This is a genomic window from Pseudomonas sp. ok266, assembly GCF_900110195.1.
Lineage (GTDB): Bacteria > Pseudomonadota > Gammaproteobacteria > Pseudomonadales > Pseudomonadaceae > Aquipseudomonas > Aquipseudomonas neuropathica.
In genome coordinates this window covers 172,338-191,701 of the sequence record NZ_FOCU01000012.1, presented here as the reverse complement: position 1 = coordinate 191,701, position 19,364 = coordinate 172,338, and the positions used below count along the sequence as shown (strand labels likewise).

Here is a 19,364-nt window from a genome sequence, read left to right as displayed (position 1 = left end):
TGTCCGGGAAGGACATCGTGCCGTGCGCGTCTTCGTTGGCTGCCCGGCCTTGCGCTGTTTTCCTGACCGCGTTCGATGGTGTGTTTCCAGACCGTACTCTCCCGCTCCCCGTACGGTTCCCCTGGAGACTGCCCCATGCTGCTGCCCCGCGTTGCCACCCTCATTACCGGCCTGAGCCTTGGCGCCCTGGCGCAGGCGGCACCGACTGTCTATCCACTGACGATCGAGAACTGCGGCAGCACCCTGACCTTCCAGCACGCACCGACGCGCACCGTGACCATCGGCCAGGCCGGCACGGAGATGCTCTACGCCATGGGCCTGGGCGACAAAGTCGTCGGCACCTCACTGTGGTTCAACAATGTGCTGGCCAAATACAAAGCGCAGGATGACAAGATCGAGCGTCTGGCTGACAACGAGCCGAGTTTCGAGTCGGTAATCGGCAAGCGTCCGGAACTGGTCGCCGTGGAACTGGAATGGATGGTCGGCCCGCAAGGCGCGGTGGGCACGCGCGAGCAGTTTCATGAACTGAAGATTCCAACGTACCTGCTGCCTTCCGATTGCGAAGCCAAGGACAACCTCGTCGGCGCCGATGGCACGCGACTGGCGCCGTTTCGCATTGACTCCATTTACAAGAGCGTGAGCCAACTGGCGCAGATCTTCGATGTTCAAGAGCGTGGCCAGCAGCTCAATGATCAACTCAAGGCCAGTCTCGCCAAATCGATTGCCACCGCCCAAGGCAAACAGCTCAAAGACGCCAGCGCGCTGGTGTGGTTCTCCAGCGCACAAATGGACATCGAGCCGTTCGTGGCCGGGCACAAAGGCGTTCCCGATTTCATGCTCAGCACCCTCGGCGTGCGCAACGTGGTGGCGTCCGATGAGGAGTGGCCAACCGTCGGTTGGGAAACCATCGCCAAGGCCAATCCGACCTTCCTGGTCATCGCGCGCATGGATCGTCGACGTTTCCCCGCCGACGACTATGAAAAGAAACTCGCCTTCCTGCGCAGTGATCCGGTGACGCGCAACATGGACGCGGTGAAACACAACCGCATCATCATTGTCTACGCCATGGCCCTGCAGGCGAGCCTGCGCATGTTCGAGGGCATTGAGCAATTGGCCACGGCCATCAACGGCTATGACCTGTCGCAATGAGTGCCAGCCTGATCCGCACGCTCCTGGCCCTGGCGACCCTGTTGATTGCAGTGGTCGCCGGCGTGGCCATCGGTGAAACCTCGATTGCACCGGACGTGGTGTTGCAAGTGCTGGCGAACAAATTGTGGGGCGCCGGGCATGTCCTCGACCCGATCGATGAAGGCATCGTCTGGAACTACCGCCTGACCCGGGCATTGGTCGCGGCCGCATGCGGTGCAGGGTTAGCGACCTGCGGAGTGATTTTACAGTCGCTGCTGCGCAATCCGTTGGCCGATCCCTATCTGCTGGGCATTTCTGCCGGCGCCTCGACCGGGGCCGTGATGGTCGCGCTGCTTGGCGTAGGTGCCGGGATCATCTCACTGTCAGTCGGTGCCTTCGCCGGCGCGGTCACGGCGTTTGTGCTGGTGATTGTGCTGGCGCGGGTCAGCGGCTCGGCCAGCGGTACCGGGCAGATCATTCTCGCGGGGATCGCCGGTTCGCAGCTGTTCAATGCGCTGACGGCGTTTCTGATCACCCGCTCGGCCAGCTCCGAGCAGGCGCGCGGGATCATGTTCTGGTTGCTGGGCAATCTTGGCGGCGTGCGCTGGCCATCGGTGTGGCTGGCGGTGCCAGTGGCCGTGTTGGGGTTGGTTGTGTGCCTGTGGCATCGGCGGGCGCTGGATGCGTTTACCTTTGGTGCGGATTCGGCGGCGTCGCTCGGCATTCCGGTGCGGCGTGTGCAGATTCTGCTGATCGGTTGTGCAGCGCTGGTGACGGCAGTGATGGTGTCGATTGTCGGCTCGATCGGTTTTGTCGGTCTGGTCATTCCTCATGCCGCGCGTCTGTTGCTGGGCACCGGTCATGCGCGGTTGCTGCCGGCCAGTGCGTTGGGTGGCGCGGTGTTTCTGATAGCCGCCGATGTGCTGTCGCGCACACTGATCAAGGGCCAGGTGATTCCGGTCGGGGTGATTACCGCACTGGTCGGCGCGCCGGTGTTTGCCTTGATTCTGGTCGGCCGCAGGTCGGCACGATGAACAGTGTCTTGAGTTGTTCCGGCCTGAGCTTCAGGGTGCGCGGCGCCGAGTTGCTCAACGGTGTCAGCCTTGAGGTTCAGCGTGGCGAAACCCTGGGCATTGTCGGGCCGAATGGCGCGGGCAAATCCACTCTGTTGAAGTTGCTGGCCGGGCTGCGTGAACCGAGCGCTGGCCAGGTGCTGCTTGAAGGTCAACGCCTGGGCAAAATGGCCCGACGGAGCATTGCGCAACAGCTCGCGGTGGTTGAGCAACAAGCTGATACCGACGATGGCATTCGCGTGTTCGACGCAGTGGCGTTGGGGCGTACGCCGTGGTTGTCGGCGCTGCAACCGTGGTCGCAGGCCGACGACGCGATTGTTCAGCAGGCGCTGACCGACGTTGACGCAATGCACCTGCGCACGCGTCTGTGGCGCAGCCTGTCCGGCGGTGAACGGCAGCGGGTGCACATCGCCCGGGCACTGGCGCAGCGGCCGCAGATTCTGTTGCTCGACGAGCCGGCCAATCACCTCGACATTCAGCATCAACTGACCATTCTCAACGTGGTGCGGGCGTTGCCGGTGACCACGCTGATCGCTCTGCATGATCTCAATCAGGCGCTGAAGTGTGATCGTCTGGCGGTGCTGGAACGCGGGCGGCTGGTGGCGTTGGGCGAACCGTTGGCGGTGCTGACGCCGCAGCGCTTACAGGAGACGTTCGGGGTCAGGGCGCATTACCTGACGGACCCGTTCGATGGGGCGCAGATTCTCAGATTTCACTCATGACGTTGTGCATGTGGGTTGTTTGCCAGACCGGGTCAGCGTCGACGTCGATAATCTTGAAGCCTTGGCGCTGCCAGAATTCGATGGCGCCCGGCAGAAATGGATGGGTGTGCAGGTAGATCACCTCGACGCCGTCGGCGAATGCCAGGTCTTTGAGTGATCGGTACAACGCCGCGGCCAACCCGGAACGCCGTTGTGAAGGCACGACGAACAGGCGCACGATTTCCACTACCTTGCGGCCGGGATAATCAAGGTTCGGGAAGCGTCGGTCGTAGGAGAGATAGCCGATCGAGGCCACGATCTGCCCCGCATGACGAGCGATCAGAAAGCGCCCTGCCCCACGCAGATAAACCTCGGCAAAACGCGCCAGATCGTCGGGTATGCCGGTCGCGCTGAGCTTAGGGAAAAGCTCGGCGCGGGCGTTTAGAACAAAATCAAGAACTTCAGGAATGTCGGCGTCGGACACGGCCTGAATGATGTATTGATGATTCACGTAGCGGCAAACACCTAGGATGCGGTTGGTCACATTAGCAATAACAGATCCCGTGAGGCCATCCAGAATTTCATGACTTGCCCAAAACCCTGTGGGAGCGAGCTTGCTCGCGAAGGCGGCAGATCATCCAACATTGATGTTGACTGAAAGGACGCTTTCGCGAGCAAGCTCGCTCCCACAAGTGTTGTATTTCATGCAACCCGAGCGTTATGCCAACTCTTTGCGCAGTTGCCGGGCGGCGGTAACCATGTGCACCAGCGCCGCTTCGGTTTCTGGCCAGCCACGGGTTTTCAAACCGCAATCCGGGTTGACCCACAGCCGCTCGGCCGGAATCCGCTTGGCAGCCTTGCGCAGCAGATTAGCCATTTCCGAAGCATCCGGAATGCGTGGCGAGTGGATGTCGTAGACGCCCGGGCCGATTTCGTTCGGGTAGGCGAAGGCTTCGAAGGCATCCAGCAACTCCATGTCGGAACGCGAGGTTTCGATGGTGATCACGTCGGCATCCATCGCTGCAATCGACTCGATCACATCGTTGAATTCGCTGTAGCACATGTGCGTGTGGATCTGCGTTTCGTCGCGCACACCGGAGGCGCACAGGCGGAACACTTCTGTCGCCCAGTCCAGATAAGGCTGCCACTGCGCCTGACGCAACGGCAGACCTTCACGGAACGCCGCTTCGTCGATCTGCACGATCTTGATACCGGCGGCTTCCAGATCGACCACTTCATCGCGGATCGCCAGCGCCAGTTGCCGGGCCTGCACTTCACGGCTGACATCTTCACGCGGGAACGACCACATCAGCATGGTCACCGGGCCGGTCAGCATGCCTTTCATGACCTTGTCGGTCAGACCTTGGGCGTAGCGAATCCATTCGACCGTCATGGCTTTCGGGCGGCTGAGGTCGCCGAAGATCACCGCCGGTTTCACGCAACGCGAACCGTAGCTCTGCACCCAGCCAAACCGGGTGAATACGTAGCCATCCAGTTGCTCGGCGAAGTACTCGACCATGTCGTTACGCTCGGCCTCACCGTGCACCAGCACATCGAGGCCCAGACGTTCCTGGATTTCCACCGCGTGGCGGATCTCGCTGTGCATGGCTTCGGTGTACTCGGCTTCGGTCAGCTTGCCCTGTTTGAATGACTGACGAGCGAGGCGGATCGACGCGGTTTGCGGGAACGATCCGATCGTCGTGGTTGGGAACATTGGTAGATCAAGACCCGCGCGCTGTTTGGCGATGCGCTGGGCAAACAGCGACTGACGCTGGCTGTCCTTGGCCGTGATCGCCGCAACTCGCGCCTGAACCGCAGGTTTGTGAATGCGCGGGGAAGCTGCACGTGCAGCCTGCACCGAGCGACTTTCAGTCAATGCACGTAGCACTTTCGGCGCTTCCGGCTGATTGACGGCATGCGCCAGAATTGCCACTTCTTCACACTTCTGGACGGCAAAGGCCAGCCAGCTTTTCAGTTCGGCATCGAGCTTGTCTTCACGACCCAGATCCACCGGGCTGTGCAGCAGCGAGCAGGACGGCGCGACCCACAGGCGATCACCCAGACGCTCATGGGCATGGCGCAATGTCGCCAAGGCGTTTTCCAGATCGCAGCGCCAGACATTCCGGCCATTGACCACGCCCAGGGACAACACTTTGTAGGCCGGCAGACGATCGAGAATGGTCGGGTACTGCTCCGGTGCGCGCACCAGATCAATGTGCAGACCATCGACAGGCAGGTTGGCAGCCAGACCAAGGTTTTCTTCCAGACCACCAAAGTAAGTCGCGAGCAGTTTCTTCAGTGGATCACGCTGAATCTGGTTGTAGGCACGCTCGAACGCGTTCTTCCATTCCTGCGGCAGATCAAGGACCAGAATCGGCTCGTCGATCTGTACCCATTCCACACCTTGAGCGGCGAGGCGCGCGAAGATCTGGCCGTACAGCGGCAGCAAACGATCGAGCAATTCCAGCTTGTCGAATTCCGCGCCCTTGGCCTTGCCCAGCCACAGATACGTCAGTGGGCCGATAATCACCGGTTTGACGTTGTGGCCCAGCGCACGGGCTTCTTCGACTTCTTCGAACAACTGCTCCCAGCCCAACTGGAACTGTTGATCCGCACTGAATTCCGGGACCAGATAGTGGTAGTTGGTGTCGAACCACTTGGTCATTTCCTGGGCGTGCGCACCGCCGCAGCAACTGTCGCTGACGCCACGAGCCATGCCGAACAGGGTTTGCAGATTGGCTTTGCCATCGTGCGGTCGGAAGCGCTCAGGGATTACGCCAAACATCAGCGAGTGCGTCAGGACCTGGTCGTACCAAGCGAAATCGCCGACCGGCAGCAATTCGATACCGGCGTTTTTCTGCAGGTCCCAGTGGGTCTTGCGCAGCTCGCGACCGACTGCACGCAGACCAGCCTCGTTCAGTTCTCCTTTCCAGAACGCCTCTTGCGCTTTCTTCAGTTCGCGGTCGCGACCGATGCGCGGAAATCCAAGGGAATGGGCCAGTGCCATAACAAACAACTCCAATGTCCTGTTGATGGCGGCCATTGTCGGCATCGGTTACTGGTGAGACAAACTCATTTTAATCGCGATCAACACGAGTTTCCCTCATGATCAAAAGATTGCTGCTTGTCGCTTGTAAACACTCCGGAGCCGAGAGCGCGCGTGAAGGATGAACCGTTTTTTGCGCCAGGGAATTTCTCGCCAATTCAAGCTGTTCGTCGCCATGAAGACGCCCTTTGGAAACTCAATGACGCCTCTGTGTAAACGCACTCGAACTCGCCCCGGCAGGTCTCTGATTTCAATCTATCGTTAGATCGAAATGGCAGCATTTGCGGCCGACTAAAGGTTGCGACAGCTGATGTCTGAGCCTATGTTGCACGCGAGTCTTTTCCCCGCGATTGGAACGCGATCAACACCATTAAGAGGTGAAGAAATGTCAAAGGAATCACGCCCTGCCGTACTTGGGCTGATAGGCAACACTCCGCTGGTTCAAGTCACTCGTTTCGATACTGGCCCGTGCACACTGTTTCTCAAGCTCGAATCGCAGAACCCCGGTGGTTCGATCAAGGACCGTATCGGTCTGGCCATGATCGACGCTGCCGAGCGTGATGGTCGTCTGCAACCCGGCGGCACCATCGTTGAGGCCACCGCCGGCAACACCGGCCTGGGCCTGGCACTGGTGGGCCGCGCCAAAGGTTATCGCGTGGTGCTGGTGGTGCCAGACAAAATGTCCACCGAGAAAGTCCTGCACTTGAAGGCCATGGGCGCCGAAGTGCACATCACCCGTTCCGACGTCGGCAAGGGTCATCCCGAGTATTACCAGGATGTCGCCGCCCGTTTGGCGAAAGACATTCCCGGCGCATTCTTCGCCGACCAGTTCAACAACCCGGCCAACCCGCTGGCCCACGAATGCAGCACCGCGCCGGAGATATGGGCGCAGACTGAACATGATCTGGACGCGATCGTCGTCGGTGTCGGTTCGGCCGGTACGCTGACTGGCCTGAGCCGCTTCTTCAAACGCGTGCAGCCGGATCTGGAAATGGTCCTCGCCGATCCGGTCGGTTCGGTGATGGCGCAATACAGCCGCGACGGTTCTCTGCCCAAGCCCGGTTCATGGGCGGTGGAAGGCATCGGCGAGGACTTCATTCCGTCGATCACTGACCTTTCCAGCGTGCGCCACGCCTACTCGATCAGCGATGAAGAAAGCTTCGCTCACGCCCGTCAGTTGCTCAAGGCCGAAGGCATTCTCGGCGGCTCGTCGACCGGCACCCTGCTCGCTGCGGCGCTGCGTTACTGCCGCGAACAGACCGAGCCGAAACGTGTGGTCAGCTTCGTTTGCGACACCGGCACGCGCTACCTGTCGAAGGTTTACAACGACCAGTGGATGACCGATCAGGGCCTGTTGCAGCGCAAGGGCTACGGCGATTTGCGCGACTTGATCGCCCGGCGTTTCGAGGACGGCCGCGTGATCAGCGTAGGCCCGGATGACACCCTGCTCACCGCATTCCAGCGCATGCGCCTGGCCGATGTCTCGCAATTGCCGGTGCTGGTGGAAGGCAAGCAACTGGTCGGGGTGATCGACGAATCAGACATCCTGCTGGCGGTGCACGAAGACGCCGCCCGCTTCAGCCAATCGGTGTCCAGCGTGATGACCGACAAACTGCAGACCCTCGCCCCTGGCGCCAGCCTTGCTGAGCTGGAAGCGGTGCTCAGCCGTGGCCTCGTCGCGATCATTGCCGATGCATCGGGCTTCCATGGCCTGATCACCCGCACCGACATGCTCAACCAATTACGGAGATCCCTCGCATGAGTCAGCACGACGATAAATCCCAAGGCTTCGCGACCCGGGTGATCCACGCCGGGCAGGAACCGGACCCGACCACCGGCGCGCTGATGCCGCCGATCTACGCCAACTCCACCTATCTGCAAGACAGCCCCGGCGTGCACAAGGGTTTCGATTACGGGCGCTCGCACAACCCGACGCGTTTTGCCCTGGAGCGTTGCGTGGCGGACCTGGAAGGCGGCACCCAGGCGTTCGCGTTCGCCTCCGGGCTGGCAACGATTTCCACGGTGCTCGAACTGATCGATGCCGGTTCGCACGTGATCTCCGGCAATGACTTGTACGGCGGCACGTTCCGCCTGTTCGACAAGGTACGTCAGCGCAGTGCCGGACACCGTTTCAGCTACGTCGATCTGACTGACCTGGCGGCGTTCGAAGCGGCGCTGCAGGACGACACCCGCCTGGTGATTGTCGAGTCACCGACCAACCCGCTGCTGAGCCTGTCGGACCTCGCCGCTATCGCCGGTATCTGCCGCGCTCGCGGGATCATCAGCGTGGCCGACAACACCTTTGCCAGCCCTTATATCCAGCGGCCGCTGGAGCTGGGTTTCGACATCGTGCTGCACTCGACCACCAAGTACCTGAACGGTCACTCCGATGTAATCGGCGGCATCGCCGTGGTCGGCCAGAACCAAGAACTGGCCGAGAAGCTGGGCTTCTTGCAGAACGCGGTCGGTGCGATTGCCGGGCCGTTCGATGCATTTCTCACCCTGCGCGGGGTGAAGACTTTGGCGCTGCGCATGGAACGTCATTGCAGCAACGCACTGGATCTGGCGCAGTGGCTGGAGCAGCAACCGCAGGTCAAACGGGTCTACTACCCGGGGCTGCCGTCGCATCCACAGCATGAGTTGGCCAAGCGCCAGATGCGTGGTTTTGGCGGGATGATTTCGGTTGATCTGAACAGCGATCTGGACGGTGCGCGGCGCTTCCTCGAGAACGTGAAAATCTTCGCCCTGGCGGAAAGTCTGGGCGGCGTTGAAAGCCTGATCGAGCATCCGGCGATCATGACTCACGCGACCATTCCGGCTGATACCCGGGCGAAACTGGGGATTGGCGATGGCCTGGTGCGTCTGTCGGTGGGCGTCGAAGACGTCGAAGACCTGCGTGCCGATCTGGCGCAGGCGCTGCAAGCGATCTGACCTGGCAGGAACGACAAAGCCCGCTTCGTGCGGGCTTTGGTGTTCGAGCAGGCGGCCAGTGCTGGTCTCTGGCTTACAAGGTTTATCGGGCTTCCCACAGTACCGGGCCAAATTGAAAAGGTACGGCCTCGGCTGCTTCACACGGCATAAGGGCTGGATCTCAGCGCGGAGATCTTTCTAACCGTGTACCTTTCGGAGCGCGCCCCACGCCCCCTTGCTATCCGATTGCGCATCAGTCTGCGTCTTCGCCTACATCTTTGAGCCTAGCAAAGGCTCGCCGACGCGGGTCAGTGTTTTTAGACTGATTCGAGCTTTGCCCGAATCGGGCAGGAAGAGAAGCGCCTAACGGCCGTCGCCCCCCCCCACTGCACTAGCACATTTGTGCTAATCGACCGCCCTGTCCGCTGGCGTTATATTCCCCCGCACCCCTCGATGCTCCTCAACGTTGCCTGTTCGCAGCGTACGGGATCGTTGTGCCTGGAAATCAGAACAACACCAAGGAAGAAACACCATGAAAACCCTGATCGCAACACTCACCCTCAGCGCCCTGTTCCTCACTGGCTGCGCCACGCCGAAACAATGGGAAGCCACTGGCGGCAGCAAAAACGATGGCGTCGTCCAGGTCTCCTATGAACTGGGCCAATTCGAAAGCGGCCAGACCAGCGCCGAACAAGGTCTGACCGTCGCCGCACAACGCTGCAAGACCTGGGGCTACAAAAACGCCGAAGTCACTGGCTCCGAAAAAAACATCTGCCGGACCATGGGCCAGTACAACTGCCTGCAGACCACCATCACCCAGGATTACCTGTGCAAGCGCTGAACAAGCACTAACTTTGTAGGAGCTGTCGAGTGCAACGAGGCTGCGGTCTTTTGATTTTGATCCTGAAAATGAAGAGCAAAAGATCGCAGCGTGCCGCAGCTCCTACACGGTTTGGGTTTCGCAGTCACGCAGGGCTCGTAGGGTCGCGCGCAGTTCGGCCGGGCGTACCGGTTTGGACAGAATGGCGATCTGGCGGTCGTGCAAAGCCGCCTGGATTTTTTCGACGTCGTGCCCGGTGATGATCATTGCCGGAACCGCCCAGCCTCTCCGCTTGCGGACATCGTCAATGCACTCGATGCCAGTGGCGTGGGTGCCGAGGTCATAGTCGGCAACGATGATGTCGCAGTCGGTCATCAAATCCTGCCCGCTCAGTTCCGCTTGAACTACACAGCCCCAACGCTCCAATAGCGCCGAAGTCGCGAGCAATACGTTGCGATCATCCTCCACCAGACATACCTTCAACCCGGTGAGCAAACCGACCTGACGCGCCTCGTCGCGATTGACCGTTAACGGCGCGGGCGCAGCGATTGACAGGCCGTACAAGGTTACTGCCGTTCCCCGCCCAAGCCGCGAACGCAGGTCAACGCCGACACCGATCAACTCGCCCAGACGCTTGACGATCGACAACCCGAGCCCGACGCCTTCGACGTCTTTGTCGCGCACTTGCCGCACCCGATAAAACTCCTCGAACACCTTGGCCAGATGCGCTTCGGCGATGCCGTTGCCAAGGTCATAGATCACGATGGCCAGCCCCGCTCCGCGCCGGCGCACGCCGATCAGCACCGGCCGCTGCGCTCCGTATTTGAAGCAGTTGGAAAGCACGTTCTGCACCAGGGTCGCCAGCAACGCCGGATCCGTGCGCACCCAATACTCACAGGGGCGCAACCGCAGCTCGACTCCGGCCCAACGTGCTGCTTCAGCGTTCTGGCGAATCAGATCGGCGAGCCACTCACCTAAATTAACGGTTTGCAGTTTGGGCAGAACCCGGCCGTTATCGAGGGTGTACAGATCGAGAATCGAGCGGAACAGTTGCGAAACATTGAGCAGCGATCGGTCGATGTTATCGACTAGACGCCGCTCCTCATCGCCCAACCGTGATTCCCGCAGGCAAGCGGTAAACAGGCCGATGGAATGAATCGGCTGACGCAAATCATGACTGGCCTGGGCGAGAAACCGCGACTTTTCCAGATTCGCCGCCACCGCTTCTTCGGAGGCCTTGCGCGTGCGTTCCAGCAACAAGTGCGCATAGAACGGAATCACCGTGCTGGTGAGCATCAGCATCAACACCATGAAAGGTTGCGCTTGCCACACCGGCGACAGGCGATACACACACAGCAGCGCGAGCAACGCCAGCCCGGTGGCAATCGCTAGATAGCGCGAGCCGTAGCGCATGCCGTTGCCAAGGTTGACCCAAATGATCACCGTATACAGCGGCAACGCCGCCTCGCCACCGACCACCAGACCGAAACAGGTGCCGGTGTAATCGTGGACCATGGAAAAAATCCGCCGCGCCGGGTAATGCCCCGGCCAGCGTGCAATCGCCTGACGCAAACCGATCGAGGCCAGCAAAAACAGGCCAATGTAAGTGATCACGGGCAAATACGTATCGAAGCGCTGTCCCGGCAAAAAACCGAGGACGAGCATGTAAACCACGGCAATCGCGGCGATGATAATGCGCAGATTGGCCTGGTCCAGTTCGGTGTTTTTCTCGAACTTCATGGGAAACGTCCTTGTGCGGTATTCGTCAGATTCAGAAGCAGCCTACAGGCAACCCTTGCGCTCGGTGCTAATGTGCAGGACTTGAGCAACGCCTGACCCAGGGAGGGTCATGCCATGACATGCCGAATTATCATAGCCGACGATCACCCGCTGTTTCGCGAGGCAATGTTGCGCACGGTGCAGCGTTTACTCCCCGCAGCCGTCATCGACGAAGCCGGCGATCTCGACACGGTGCTGACGCTGCTGCTCTCGGGTGAAGAGCCCGACACCCTGATACTCGATCTGCGTTTTCCTGGACTGACCTGCGTCAGCCAGCTCGCCGGGCTGCGCCAGCGCTTGCCGCGCACCACGCTGATTGTGGTGTCGATGGTCGATGATGAGTCGCTGATCAGCGAAGTCATGGCCGCCGGTATCGACGGTTTTATCGGCAAAAACATCGCTCCGGACGAAATCGGTCAGGCAATTCTGGCAATTCGCGAAGGTGATGTACTGGTGAAGTTCGCGCCGTCAGGCCTGCTGCCGCTGGAAACCGGCGCCGCTCTCACGCCTCGTCAGCAAGACGTACTGCGCTTGATTGCCCAAGGCAAGACCAACAAGGAAATCGCCCGCGAACTGGAGATCTCACCGTTCACGGTACGCATTCATGTGTCTTCTTTATTACGCACGCTGAACGTGCCCTCCCGGGCAGCCGCCGCCGTGAAATACACGGGGGCTCTGTAGCTGCAGCAATTCCATGGCCGCAGAGGAAAATCGGTAGGTCTTGTCACTCCCAAGCACGATCAGCCCCACTTCCCCCAGACGCTTGAGCACTTCACGCACACTGACGAACGACAGCTCGGGCGATGAAGACTCGACAAACGCATGTACACCATTCACCCCGATCCCATGTCCATCACGGCCGGCCACCACCAGTGCATTGATGACTTTGAAGCGGATCAGACTGGTGCGCAGCTCAAAGTGGCGCAGCAGTTCGCGAATATGCGCATTGGCGCTGCGATCACACTCAAAAGCCAATGGGTTGTTCGCTGTCCGAAAAGCCAACGGTGCATTTACCGCCCCCACGCCTGGGTTGTTAAACATGGCGAATACTCCTTTTCTGAAAGGTTCAGGCGGACAGCAATTGCTGCCCGCCTGCCGGACCACGTCTCGGACAGCCAACGTGATCGTGAAACTATATATAGAAGGAAAATCGGTAACCGCCGTTGGCGACCGTTACGCCCTGCCCGTTCACATCAGAAATCGACCGTGGCCGACAACTGCAAGGTCCGTGGATAACCCGGAGAGAATGCGCCGTAGGACGCCACGCCCGACCAGTACTCACGATCGAAGACGTTCTGCACGGTGGCGCGGAACGTGGTGGGCCGGCCTTCGATTTTGGTCGCATAACGCGCGCCGGCATCGAAGCGGGTCCAGGCATCCAGTTCCTGAGTGTTGGCCTGGTTGACGTACTGGCTGTCGGTGTAAATCGCACCGCCGGTAAGGGTGAAGCCTTCAAGCCATGGCGTGTCCCATTCGGCCCATACGTTGGCTTGCACGTCCGGCACGCCGACCGGTTTGTTGCCACGGTTGGCCTTGGTCGCCGAATCGGTCAGCTCGCCGTCGAGCACGGTCACGCCGCCCATCAGGCGAGTGCCCGGTGCCACTTCGCCGAACATGCTCAACTCGACACCACGGTTGCGTTGTTCGGCCTGCACAGAGAACACGTTGTCGGCACCGACTTCACCGCTCGGCTTCTGGATCTGGAACAACGCCAGCGTGGTCATGAACGTACCGTGCTCGTACTTGACGCCAATCTCATGCTGCTTGGATTCGTACGGGGCAAAGGTTTCGCCGGCATTGGACGCCGTGCCCGGGGCGATGTCGCCCTTGCTCAAGCCTTCGACATAATTGTAGTAGAGCGAAACGTCTTCCCAAGGCTTGACCACCACGCCGACCAGCGGGCTCGTGGCGTTGTCCTTGTATTTCGAACTGACCGCACCGGCCGCGTTGTAGTTACGCGATTCGATGTCCTGACGACGCACGCCGAGGGTCAACTGGAAGCGGTCATCGAGCATCGACATTGTGTCGGTCAACGCCACGCCGGACAGCTCCGATTCGGAAACGCGCAACACTTTTGGCGAGTTGATGTACTGCTGCGGTCTGTCGATCGGGTGGTAGATATTCGACAGGATAGCCGTGCCGTTGTTGATGCCGCGTGACAGCTCATCCTGATAACGGGTCGCCATGACCGTGGTGGTGTGAGTGATCGGGCCAGTGGCAAACACACCACGCATACCGACGTCAGCCGTCGAGCGATCAACGTTGAATTTGTAGTAACCGGGAATGTTGCTGGTATCGCCAGCGTCGTTGAGGATTCTCGGCACCTGGTCGGACAGGCGTTTGACGTCGGACTTGCCGCCACCGGCATGGGCGAACACGGTGACGTTGTCGGTCAGGTCATATTCTCCACCGAGCAACGCCGACTGCTCTTTGGTATCCGACCAGCCCCAGTCCTGCGAGTGGTTGGTGCGGCCGTTCGGCGCAGACGGCACATCAACGCCCGGCGCAATGGTGAAGGGCCGCGAAGCGCCCTCCCAGCTTTCTTTCTGGCTGATGTAATCGAGGTTCAGGCGCAGACGCTCGCCGCGATAATCCAGGGCGATCGCGCCGACACCGAGGTCGCGATGCTGATCATCGACGGCGGTATCGCCCCCCTGCAGGTTGCCGTTGAAACGCACGCCGAACTGGTTTTCCGAACCGAAGCGCCGGCTCAGATCCAGATGCCCACCGACCTGAGAATCCGAGGCATAGGTGCCGGTGAACCGGGTCAGGTCTTCATCCAGCGGACGCTTGGGCACGATGTTGATCACGCCGCCGACGCCGCTGTTCGGCGAGATGCCGTACATCAACGCACCCGGCCCCTTGAGCACTTCAACGCGCTCGGCGTAGTCGGTGAACACCCGATAATTCGGCGCGACACCGTAGACGCCGTCGAACGCCAGCTCACCAAGGTTGCCTTCGCCAATCGGGAAGCCACGGATGAAAAACGAGTCGACGATACCACCAGTCTGCCCGGTCGAGCGCACTGAAGGATCACGTTCCAGCGCATCGGCGACGGTCACGGTTTGCAGATCGGCGAGGGTTTTGGCGGTGTAACTGGTGACGCTGAACGGCGTGTCCATCACGTCTTTGTTGCCCAGCATGCCCAGCCGTGCGCCGCGCGCCACCTGACCACCGGCGAGGGTTTCCGGCAAGGCAGTCGCACCGTTGTAACGGGCGTTGACGTTGGTGGTGTCGAGGGTCAGCGCGTCCGGCGCGGCGTTCGCAGTCGGGTCGGCGGCAACGCCTGGTTGCTCGGGGCTGGCGGCCCAAGCGTTGGCGCTTCCTGCGACTAAAACGAAATTCAGCATGGCGGTACGCACGGCGAGTGCTAACACCCGCTCACCGCAAGGACGACTGACAACAGGCATGACGTGAGGATCCTTTTCATCGAGGGAAAATGGTAATCACTCCTATTGCCAGTCGATCTGCGAAAAAGTATCACCCGCAGTAAAGTTTTTTTCCGTCGCCCGATCAGGGTCAGGCGTAGAGGCGCTCCAGCGGAATCGCGATCAGCGGCAGCGCGGGGTCAAACGCGTGCCGGGTGGTCTTGTACGGAAAAATCTCGCCGCGAGCGATGGTGGTGAAAATCCGCGCCACCTCGAACGCTTGTCCGGTTTGCCAATGCCGCACACAGACGCGCGGATCGGAGTAGTCGAGCTGGATGCACGGCACCCGTCTCAAGCCCAACTGCAACGCGGCGGTGAAACGGTGATTGCCGTCCATCACGATGCCGCGCGAACGCTCGACGATGATCGGTTCCAGCCAATGCCCGGCACGGACAATCGACTCGCGCAGCAGCGTCACGTTTGCTGGATCAACCTGCTCCGACTGCAACACTTCGCAAAGTGGCCGCAGCGCAATCTGATAACCGTGGTCCATGGTGATCTCCTGATTCGCCGGGGATTCAGCAGGCATCGGCGCGGGCCAATGGCGCATGCTGACTGGCCACATCGAGCAGGCGTTGGGCGTGTTCGATCAGCGGCAAGTCGACCATCTCGCCGTCCACCTGCACCGCGTGACTGCCCGTGGCCACCGCTCGCATCACTCGATCGGCCCACGCCAGTTGGCGCGAGTCCGGCAGGAAGGCGCACTGCACCGTCGCCAGTTGCCCGGGATGGATACACAGCTTGGCGCCGAAGCCCAGCGAACGCGCGTATTGCGCGTCTTGGGCAACCACCGCCAAGTCGTTGATTGCCGGCGTCACGCCGTCGATCGGCGACGGCAGATCCGCCGTGCGCGACGCCAGCACGATGCGGTTGCGGGCAAACAGAAACGCCTCGGGCACTTGGCTGCAGTTGATATCGAGCGAGAAATCCAGCGAGCCAAACGCCAGCCGCGCCACGCCCGCAATCGCAGCGATCGACTCGACCTGCTGCAGACCTTTGGCGGTCTCGATGATCGCGACGATCGCCAGCGTCGGCTGCCACTCCAGCAAGCGCTCGACCGCCCGCGCCAGCGTCTCGGGACATTCGGCCTTGGGCAGGAAAATCCCGCTGCAACGCTCGGGGTAACGCATGTCGCTGAGCCAGCTCAGGTCCTGGCGAAACAGCGAACTGCTGACGCTGTTCAGACGAATGTAACGCTCACAAGCAACGCTCGGCGTTTTCTCCTGCCACGCCTGGATGGCGTCACGGGCGGCGGCTTTGCTGTCAGGATGAACGGCATCCTCGAGGTCAAGAATGATCGCGTCCGGCCCTGCTTCGCAGGCTTTGGAGAAACGCTCGGGACGGTTGCCCGGCACGAACAGGTAGCTGATCGCGAGTGGCGCTTTGCGGCTGAGTCGATCGGATTGCATGGCGTTGCTCCTTTGACGTGAACCCGTCGTGGTTTGTGAAAATTTTCAGGCCCGTTCAACGGCAGATTTGCCTGCCGTTCCGAGGCTTATCGCAACAGCCCTTAACGCCTTATTGATCAAGCAATTAAGAGACTTTTTAATCTAGGGACGAACGAGTCCTTGAGCGTGTAAATACACGTTCATGGATTCGCCTTGAGCAGGTCGGTATTGAAAAATATTTGAAAACCTTACTTGATAATCGTTCCTGTTCGCAATATTGTTCACGCCGCCAAGAGGAACTATTCTCGTTTCAAAGCAAGTCATCGGTATCTGCAAAAGTACCTGTCAGTGATGTCACTTAAACATCAGCCACAGGCTGTTACAGGGCAATGGCCAGCAACTAATGGCCATTCAATACACCCGCGAAAACCTTATGGGATGGGGTTCTCATGCAATTGTTTTGTGAACCATTTATTACGATCAGGGCTACAGATCCAATAGCGGATTTCACTTGGCATCCGCCTCCAAGTTGTTTAAAGCCTCGACGCTGACGAGCAAAAAAGACGACCTGCATCGATAACGATCGGTGATCGAACTATCAATGGCGACGTAACTTTCGACGCCAGGGGTTAACTATGCCTACAACAAATAAATCTGCTGTTGAGCAGCCGTATAAAGTTCATCACCCGGAGATGTTAACGCCGCTGATCGACCCGGTTATTTCCTCGTTTATCAACAAGTTCCCGAACAAACTTACAGACTTGGTGGAACAATATGGCTCGCCGTTAAATCTGGTCTGGCCCCATGCGTTTGAATTAAACACGCAAGCGCTGCTGAACGTGTTGAAGCAATACCAGGTTCCCCATGCCATTTTCTACGGGGCCAAGGCCAACAAGTCGCAAAGCATGCTCGGCGCTGCAGCGAATTCGGGGATCGGCGTCGATGTGTCGAGCATTCACGAGTTGAATGCTGCCCTGCGCACAGGTGTGCCGGGCACCAAAATCTGCGCCACAGGACCGGCCAAAACAGCCGTTTTCCATCAAGCGCTGATCAGCGCCGGTTCATTGATTTGTGTGGATTCGCTAGAGGAATTCGATCACCTGCATAGCGTGATCCCCACACAACCAGGTCCGACGAAAACCAGAGTGCTACTGCGTCACAGACCGAAAAGCAGTCAGAACAGCCGATTCGGGATGGGCTCGCAAGACCTGTTGCAATGCCTGCAACGGTTGACAGAAAAACCTGAGCTTTTTCATTTTGAAGGTTTCCATTTTCACCTCGGCGGCTATGGATTCGAATCCCGCGCACAGGCCTTCCGTGAGGTCAGCGGATTTATCGAGGCGGCCAGGGAAATGGGCTTGAATCCGCAGATGATCGACATCGGTGGTGGCTTGCCGATTCGTTATGTCGAACCTCAGACCTACGCTCAGTTCCTGCAAAATGACAATAACCCGAGCCACTATTACAACCAGAAAGTTCCCGCCACTTATTACCCTTACGGCAGTGAACTGACCGCGACACAATGGCTGACGTTATTGCTCGAAGCCGAGCATTCGCAAGGTTTGTCGATTGCCAATTACTTGCAGACTCAGAATATAACGCTCGCACTCGAACCCGGCCGAAGTCTGGTCGATCAAGCCGCCATGTCAGTATTTCGCGTCACGCGAAGCAAACAATTGGCTGACAATAAAACCGTGATCTTCGTGGAGGGCAGCAGTTTCAGCGCTTGCGAAACCTGGTTTGCCTCGGAATATCTGGTAGATCCGATACTTATCAGCACCACACACCAGCCACACCCCCCGATTCAAGCTTATATCGCCGGCCATAGTTGCCTGGACGATGACGTCATTACCCATCGCCTGATCAACTTTTCGACGGCACCGCAAGCCGGTGACTTATTGATTTATATCAATACCGCCGGTTACCAGATGGACTTGCTGGAAAACGAGTTTCATCGCCACCCCCTGCCCCGGCGGTTGACGGCGACCTGTTGTACGGAAGGTAACTATGCGTTTTCACCTGACTACTAAAGGGAACAATTGCAATGATCTTGAATAAAGTCTCTGACCTTATTGGTAATACACCGATGTTGGGCATCGATGTTCCGGATACCAACGCGCGTTTGTTATTGAAGATTGAAAAGAACAATCCCGGCGGCAGTATCAAAGACCGCATGGCGCGCAACATGGTGCTGGCGGCGCTCAAGTCCGGTCGCCTGAAACCCGGCGGTGTGGTTGTCGAATCGTCGTCGGGCAATACCGGGATTGGCTTGGCCATGGCCGCAGTCGAGTTCGGCCTGCATTTCATTGCCGTGGTCGATCACCACGCCGCGCAAGACAAGATCGCCGTGATGAAGGCCCTCGGTGCCGACATTCGTTTCGTCAAAGGCACCTATCGCGAAGACGAAGTCGCGGTGGTCGAGCGCCAACAGATGGCTGCCGAACTGGCCAGCGAGATTCCCGGCGCGGTGTTCATGAACCAGTCCGACAATGCGGCCAATGCCGGCGGCTACAGCGATTTCGTCCGCGAAACCATTGTGCAGGCTGAAGGCGCGGTCGGCGCTTACGTCGGCTGCGTCGGCACCGGCGGTTCGATGACCGGCATCGCACGCGGCTTGAAAGTGCACAACCCGGACACCGTCACCGTCGCGGTGGAACCGGCCGGTTCGATTGTCTTCGGCCACCCCGGCTACCCGTACTACCAATCCGGCACCGGTACGCCGGCCGGCGACACCGTGGGTCTGGTGCTCGACTACAGCTGCATCGATCTGGGCGTGCAAGTCAGCGACTCGCAGGCGTTCGAAACCGCCCGCTACATCGCGCGTAACTTCGCCCTGCTAGTCGGCGGCTCCACTGGCGGTGCGATTTTCAAGGCACTGGAGTTGATCCACAAAGGCGTGCTGAGCGGCAACGTCGTGGTGCCGATTGCCGACGGTGGGGAGAAATACCTGCACACCGTGTTCGACGACAAGTGGCTGCAGGAGCGCGATCTGATCGACCCGAGCATCGCCCCGCAACTGGACGCCTGGCTGGGCAAGACCCACTGGCTGGACAGCGTTTCCGCGCCGCTGCAACTGAGCGTCGCATGACCC

At 59.6% G+C, this 19,364-nt stretch carries 16 protein-coding genes; 9 read left to right on the top strand and 7 right to left on the bottom strand.

Annotated elements, in window-relative coordinates:
* The first annotated feature begins 135 nt into the window (after positions 1–135).
* From BMY54_RS22525 to BMY54_RS22515, 3 genes are read left to right on the top strand one after another with little or no spacing between them, the layout of a single operon-like run.
* Positions 136–1,149, top strand: a complete 1,014-nt coding sequence (locus tag BMY54_RS22525) for an ABC transporter substrate-binding protein (protein WP_093437725.1) — start codon at positions 136–138, stop codon at positions 1,147–1,149.
* Between the two features lie 8 nt (positions 1,150–1,157).
* Positions 1,158–2,162, top strand: a complete 1,005-nt coding sequence (locus tag BMY54_RS22520; RefSeq protein ID WP_175559651.1) for a FecCD family ABC transporter permease — start codon at positions 1,158–1,160, stop codon at positions 2,160–2,162.
* Positions 2,159–2,923, top strand: coding sequence for an ABC transporter ATP-binding protein (locus BMY54_RS22515; protein ID WP_093437719.1), 765 nt, complete (start codon positions 2,159–2,161; stop codon positions 2,921–2,923). Before BMY54_RS22520 ends, BMY54_RS22515 begins: the two co-directional genes overlap by 4 nt.
* On the opposite strand, the gene BMY54_RS22510 is transcribed toward BMY54_RS22515, so the two are convergent.
* Together BMY54_RS22510 and metE are read right to left on the bottom strand one after the other, a co-directional pair.
* A complete protein-coding gene (locus BMY54_RS22510) occupies positions 2,907–3,413 on the bottom strand; it encodes a GNAT family N-acetyltransferase (RefSeq protein ID WP_093437717.1) in 507 nt (168 codons plus the stop codon). The two genes, BMY54_RS22515 and BMY54_RS22510, sit on opposite strands and share 17 nt — an antisense overlap.
* A gap of 207 nt (positions 3,414–3,620) precedes the next feature.
* A complete protein-coding gene (gene metE / locus BMY54_RS22505; RefSeq protein ID WP_093437714.1) occupies positions 3,621–5,909 on the bottom strand; it encodes a 5-methyltetrahydropteroyltriglutamate--homocysteine S-methyltransferase in 2,289 nt (762 codons plus the stop codon).
* Between the two features lie 424 nt (positions 5,910–6,333).
* Between metE and BMY54_RS22500 the strand changes: the two genes are divergently transcribed.
* The 3 genes from BMY54_RS22500 (at position 6,334) to yecR (ending at position 9,699) form a co-directional block, all read left to right on the top strand.
* Entirely contained in the window at positions 6,334–7,710 is a 1,377-nt protein-coding gene (locus tag BMY54_RS22500; RefSeq protein ID WP_093437711.1) for a pyridoxal-phosphate dependent enzyme, read from the top strand.
* A complete protein-coding gene (locus BMY54_RS22495; RefSeq protein ID WP_093437708.1) occupies positions 7,707–8,879 on the top strand; it encodes a cystathionine gamma-synthase in 1,173 nt (390 codons plus the stop codon). The genes BMY54_RS22500 and BMY54_RS22495 overlap by 4 nt, the downstream gene beginning before the upstream one ends.
* A 511-nt stretch (positions 8,880–9,390) precedes the next feature.
* A complete protein-coding gene (yecR, locus tag BMY54_RS22490) occupies positions 9,391–9,699 on the top strand; it encodes a YecR family lipoprotein (protein ID WP_007918065.1) in 309 nt (102 codons plus the stop codon).
* A gap of 102 nt (positions 9,700–9,801) precedes the next feature.
* Here the strand turns inward: yecR and BMY54_RS22485 are convergent, their stop codons facing one another.
* Positions 9,802–11,418, bottom strand: a complete 1,617-nt coding sequence (locus BMY54_RS22485) for an ATP-binding response regulator (RefSeq protein ID WP_093437705.1) — start codon at positions 11,416–11,418, stop codon at positions 9,802–9,804.
* 114 nt (positions 11,419–11,532) lie between these two features.
* On the opposite strand from BMY54_RS22485, the gene BMY54_RS22480 reads away from it, so the two are divergent.
* A complete protein-coding gene (locus BMY54_RS22480; protein WP_093437702.1) occupies positions 11,533–12,138 on the top strand; it encodes a LuxR C-terminal-related transcriptional regulator in 606 nt (201 codons plus the stop codon).
* Here BMY54_RS22480 and BMY54_RS22475 read toward each other — a convergent pair.
* From BMY54_RS22475 to BMY54_RS22460, 4 genes are all read right to left on the bottom strand, one after another.
* Positions 12,076–12,498, bottom strand: a complete 423-nt coding sequence (locus BMY54_RS22475; RefSeq protein ID WP_093437698.1) for a fe2+ zn2+ uptake regulation protein — start codon at positions 12,496–12,498, stop codon at positions 12,076–12,078. The two genes, BMY54_RS22480 and BMY54_RS22475, sit on opposite strands and share 63 nt — an antisense overlap.
* 152 nt (positions 12,499–12,650) lie before the next feature.
* A complete protein-coding gene (locus BMY54_RS22470; RefSeq protein ID WP_093437693.1) occupies positions 12,651–14,867 on the bottom strand; it encodes a TonB-dependent receptor in 2,217 nt (738 codons plus the stop codon).
* 109 nt (positions 14,868–14,976) lie between these two features.
* Positions 14,977–15,378 carry a ParB N-terminal domain-containing protein gene (locus BMY54_RS22465; RefSeq protein WP_093437685.1) on the bottom strand — a complete coding sequence of 134 codons (402 nt, stop codon included), beginning with the start codon at positions 15,376–15,378 and terminating at the stop codon, positions 14,977–14,979.
* A gap of 25 nt (positions 15,379–15,403) precedes the next feature.
* A complete protein-coding gene (locus BMY54_RS22460; protein ID WP_093437680.1) occupies positions 15,404–16,294 on the bottom strand; it encodes an HpcH/HpaI aldolase/citrate lyase family protein in 891 nt (296 codons plus the stop codon).
* A gap of 614 nt (positions 16,295–16,908) precedes the next feature.
* Between BMY54_RS22460 and BMY54_RS22455 the strand changes: the two genes are divergently transcribed.
* Positions 16,909–18,303 carry a Y4yA family PLP-dependent enzyme gene (locus tag BMY54_RS22455; RefSeq protein ID WP_093437674.1) on the top strand — a complete coding sequence of 465 codons (1,395 nt, stop codon included), beginning with the start codon at positions 16,909–16,911 and terminating at the stop codon, positions 18,301–18,303.
* A 14-nt stretch (positions 18,304–18,317) separates the two neighbouring features.
* Positions 18,318–19,361 (top strand): PLP-dependent cysteine synthase family protein, encoded by a 1,044-nt coding sequence (locus BMY54_RS22450; protein WP_093437669.1) that lies wholly within the window; start codon positions 18,318–18,320, stop codon positions 19,359–19,361.
* Positions 19,362–19,364: the final 3 nt, after the last annotated feature.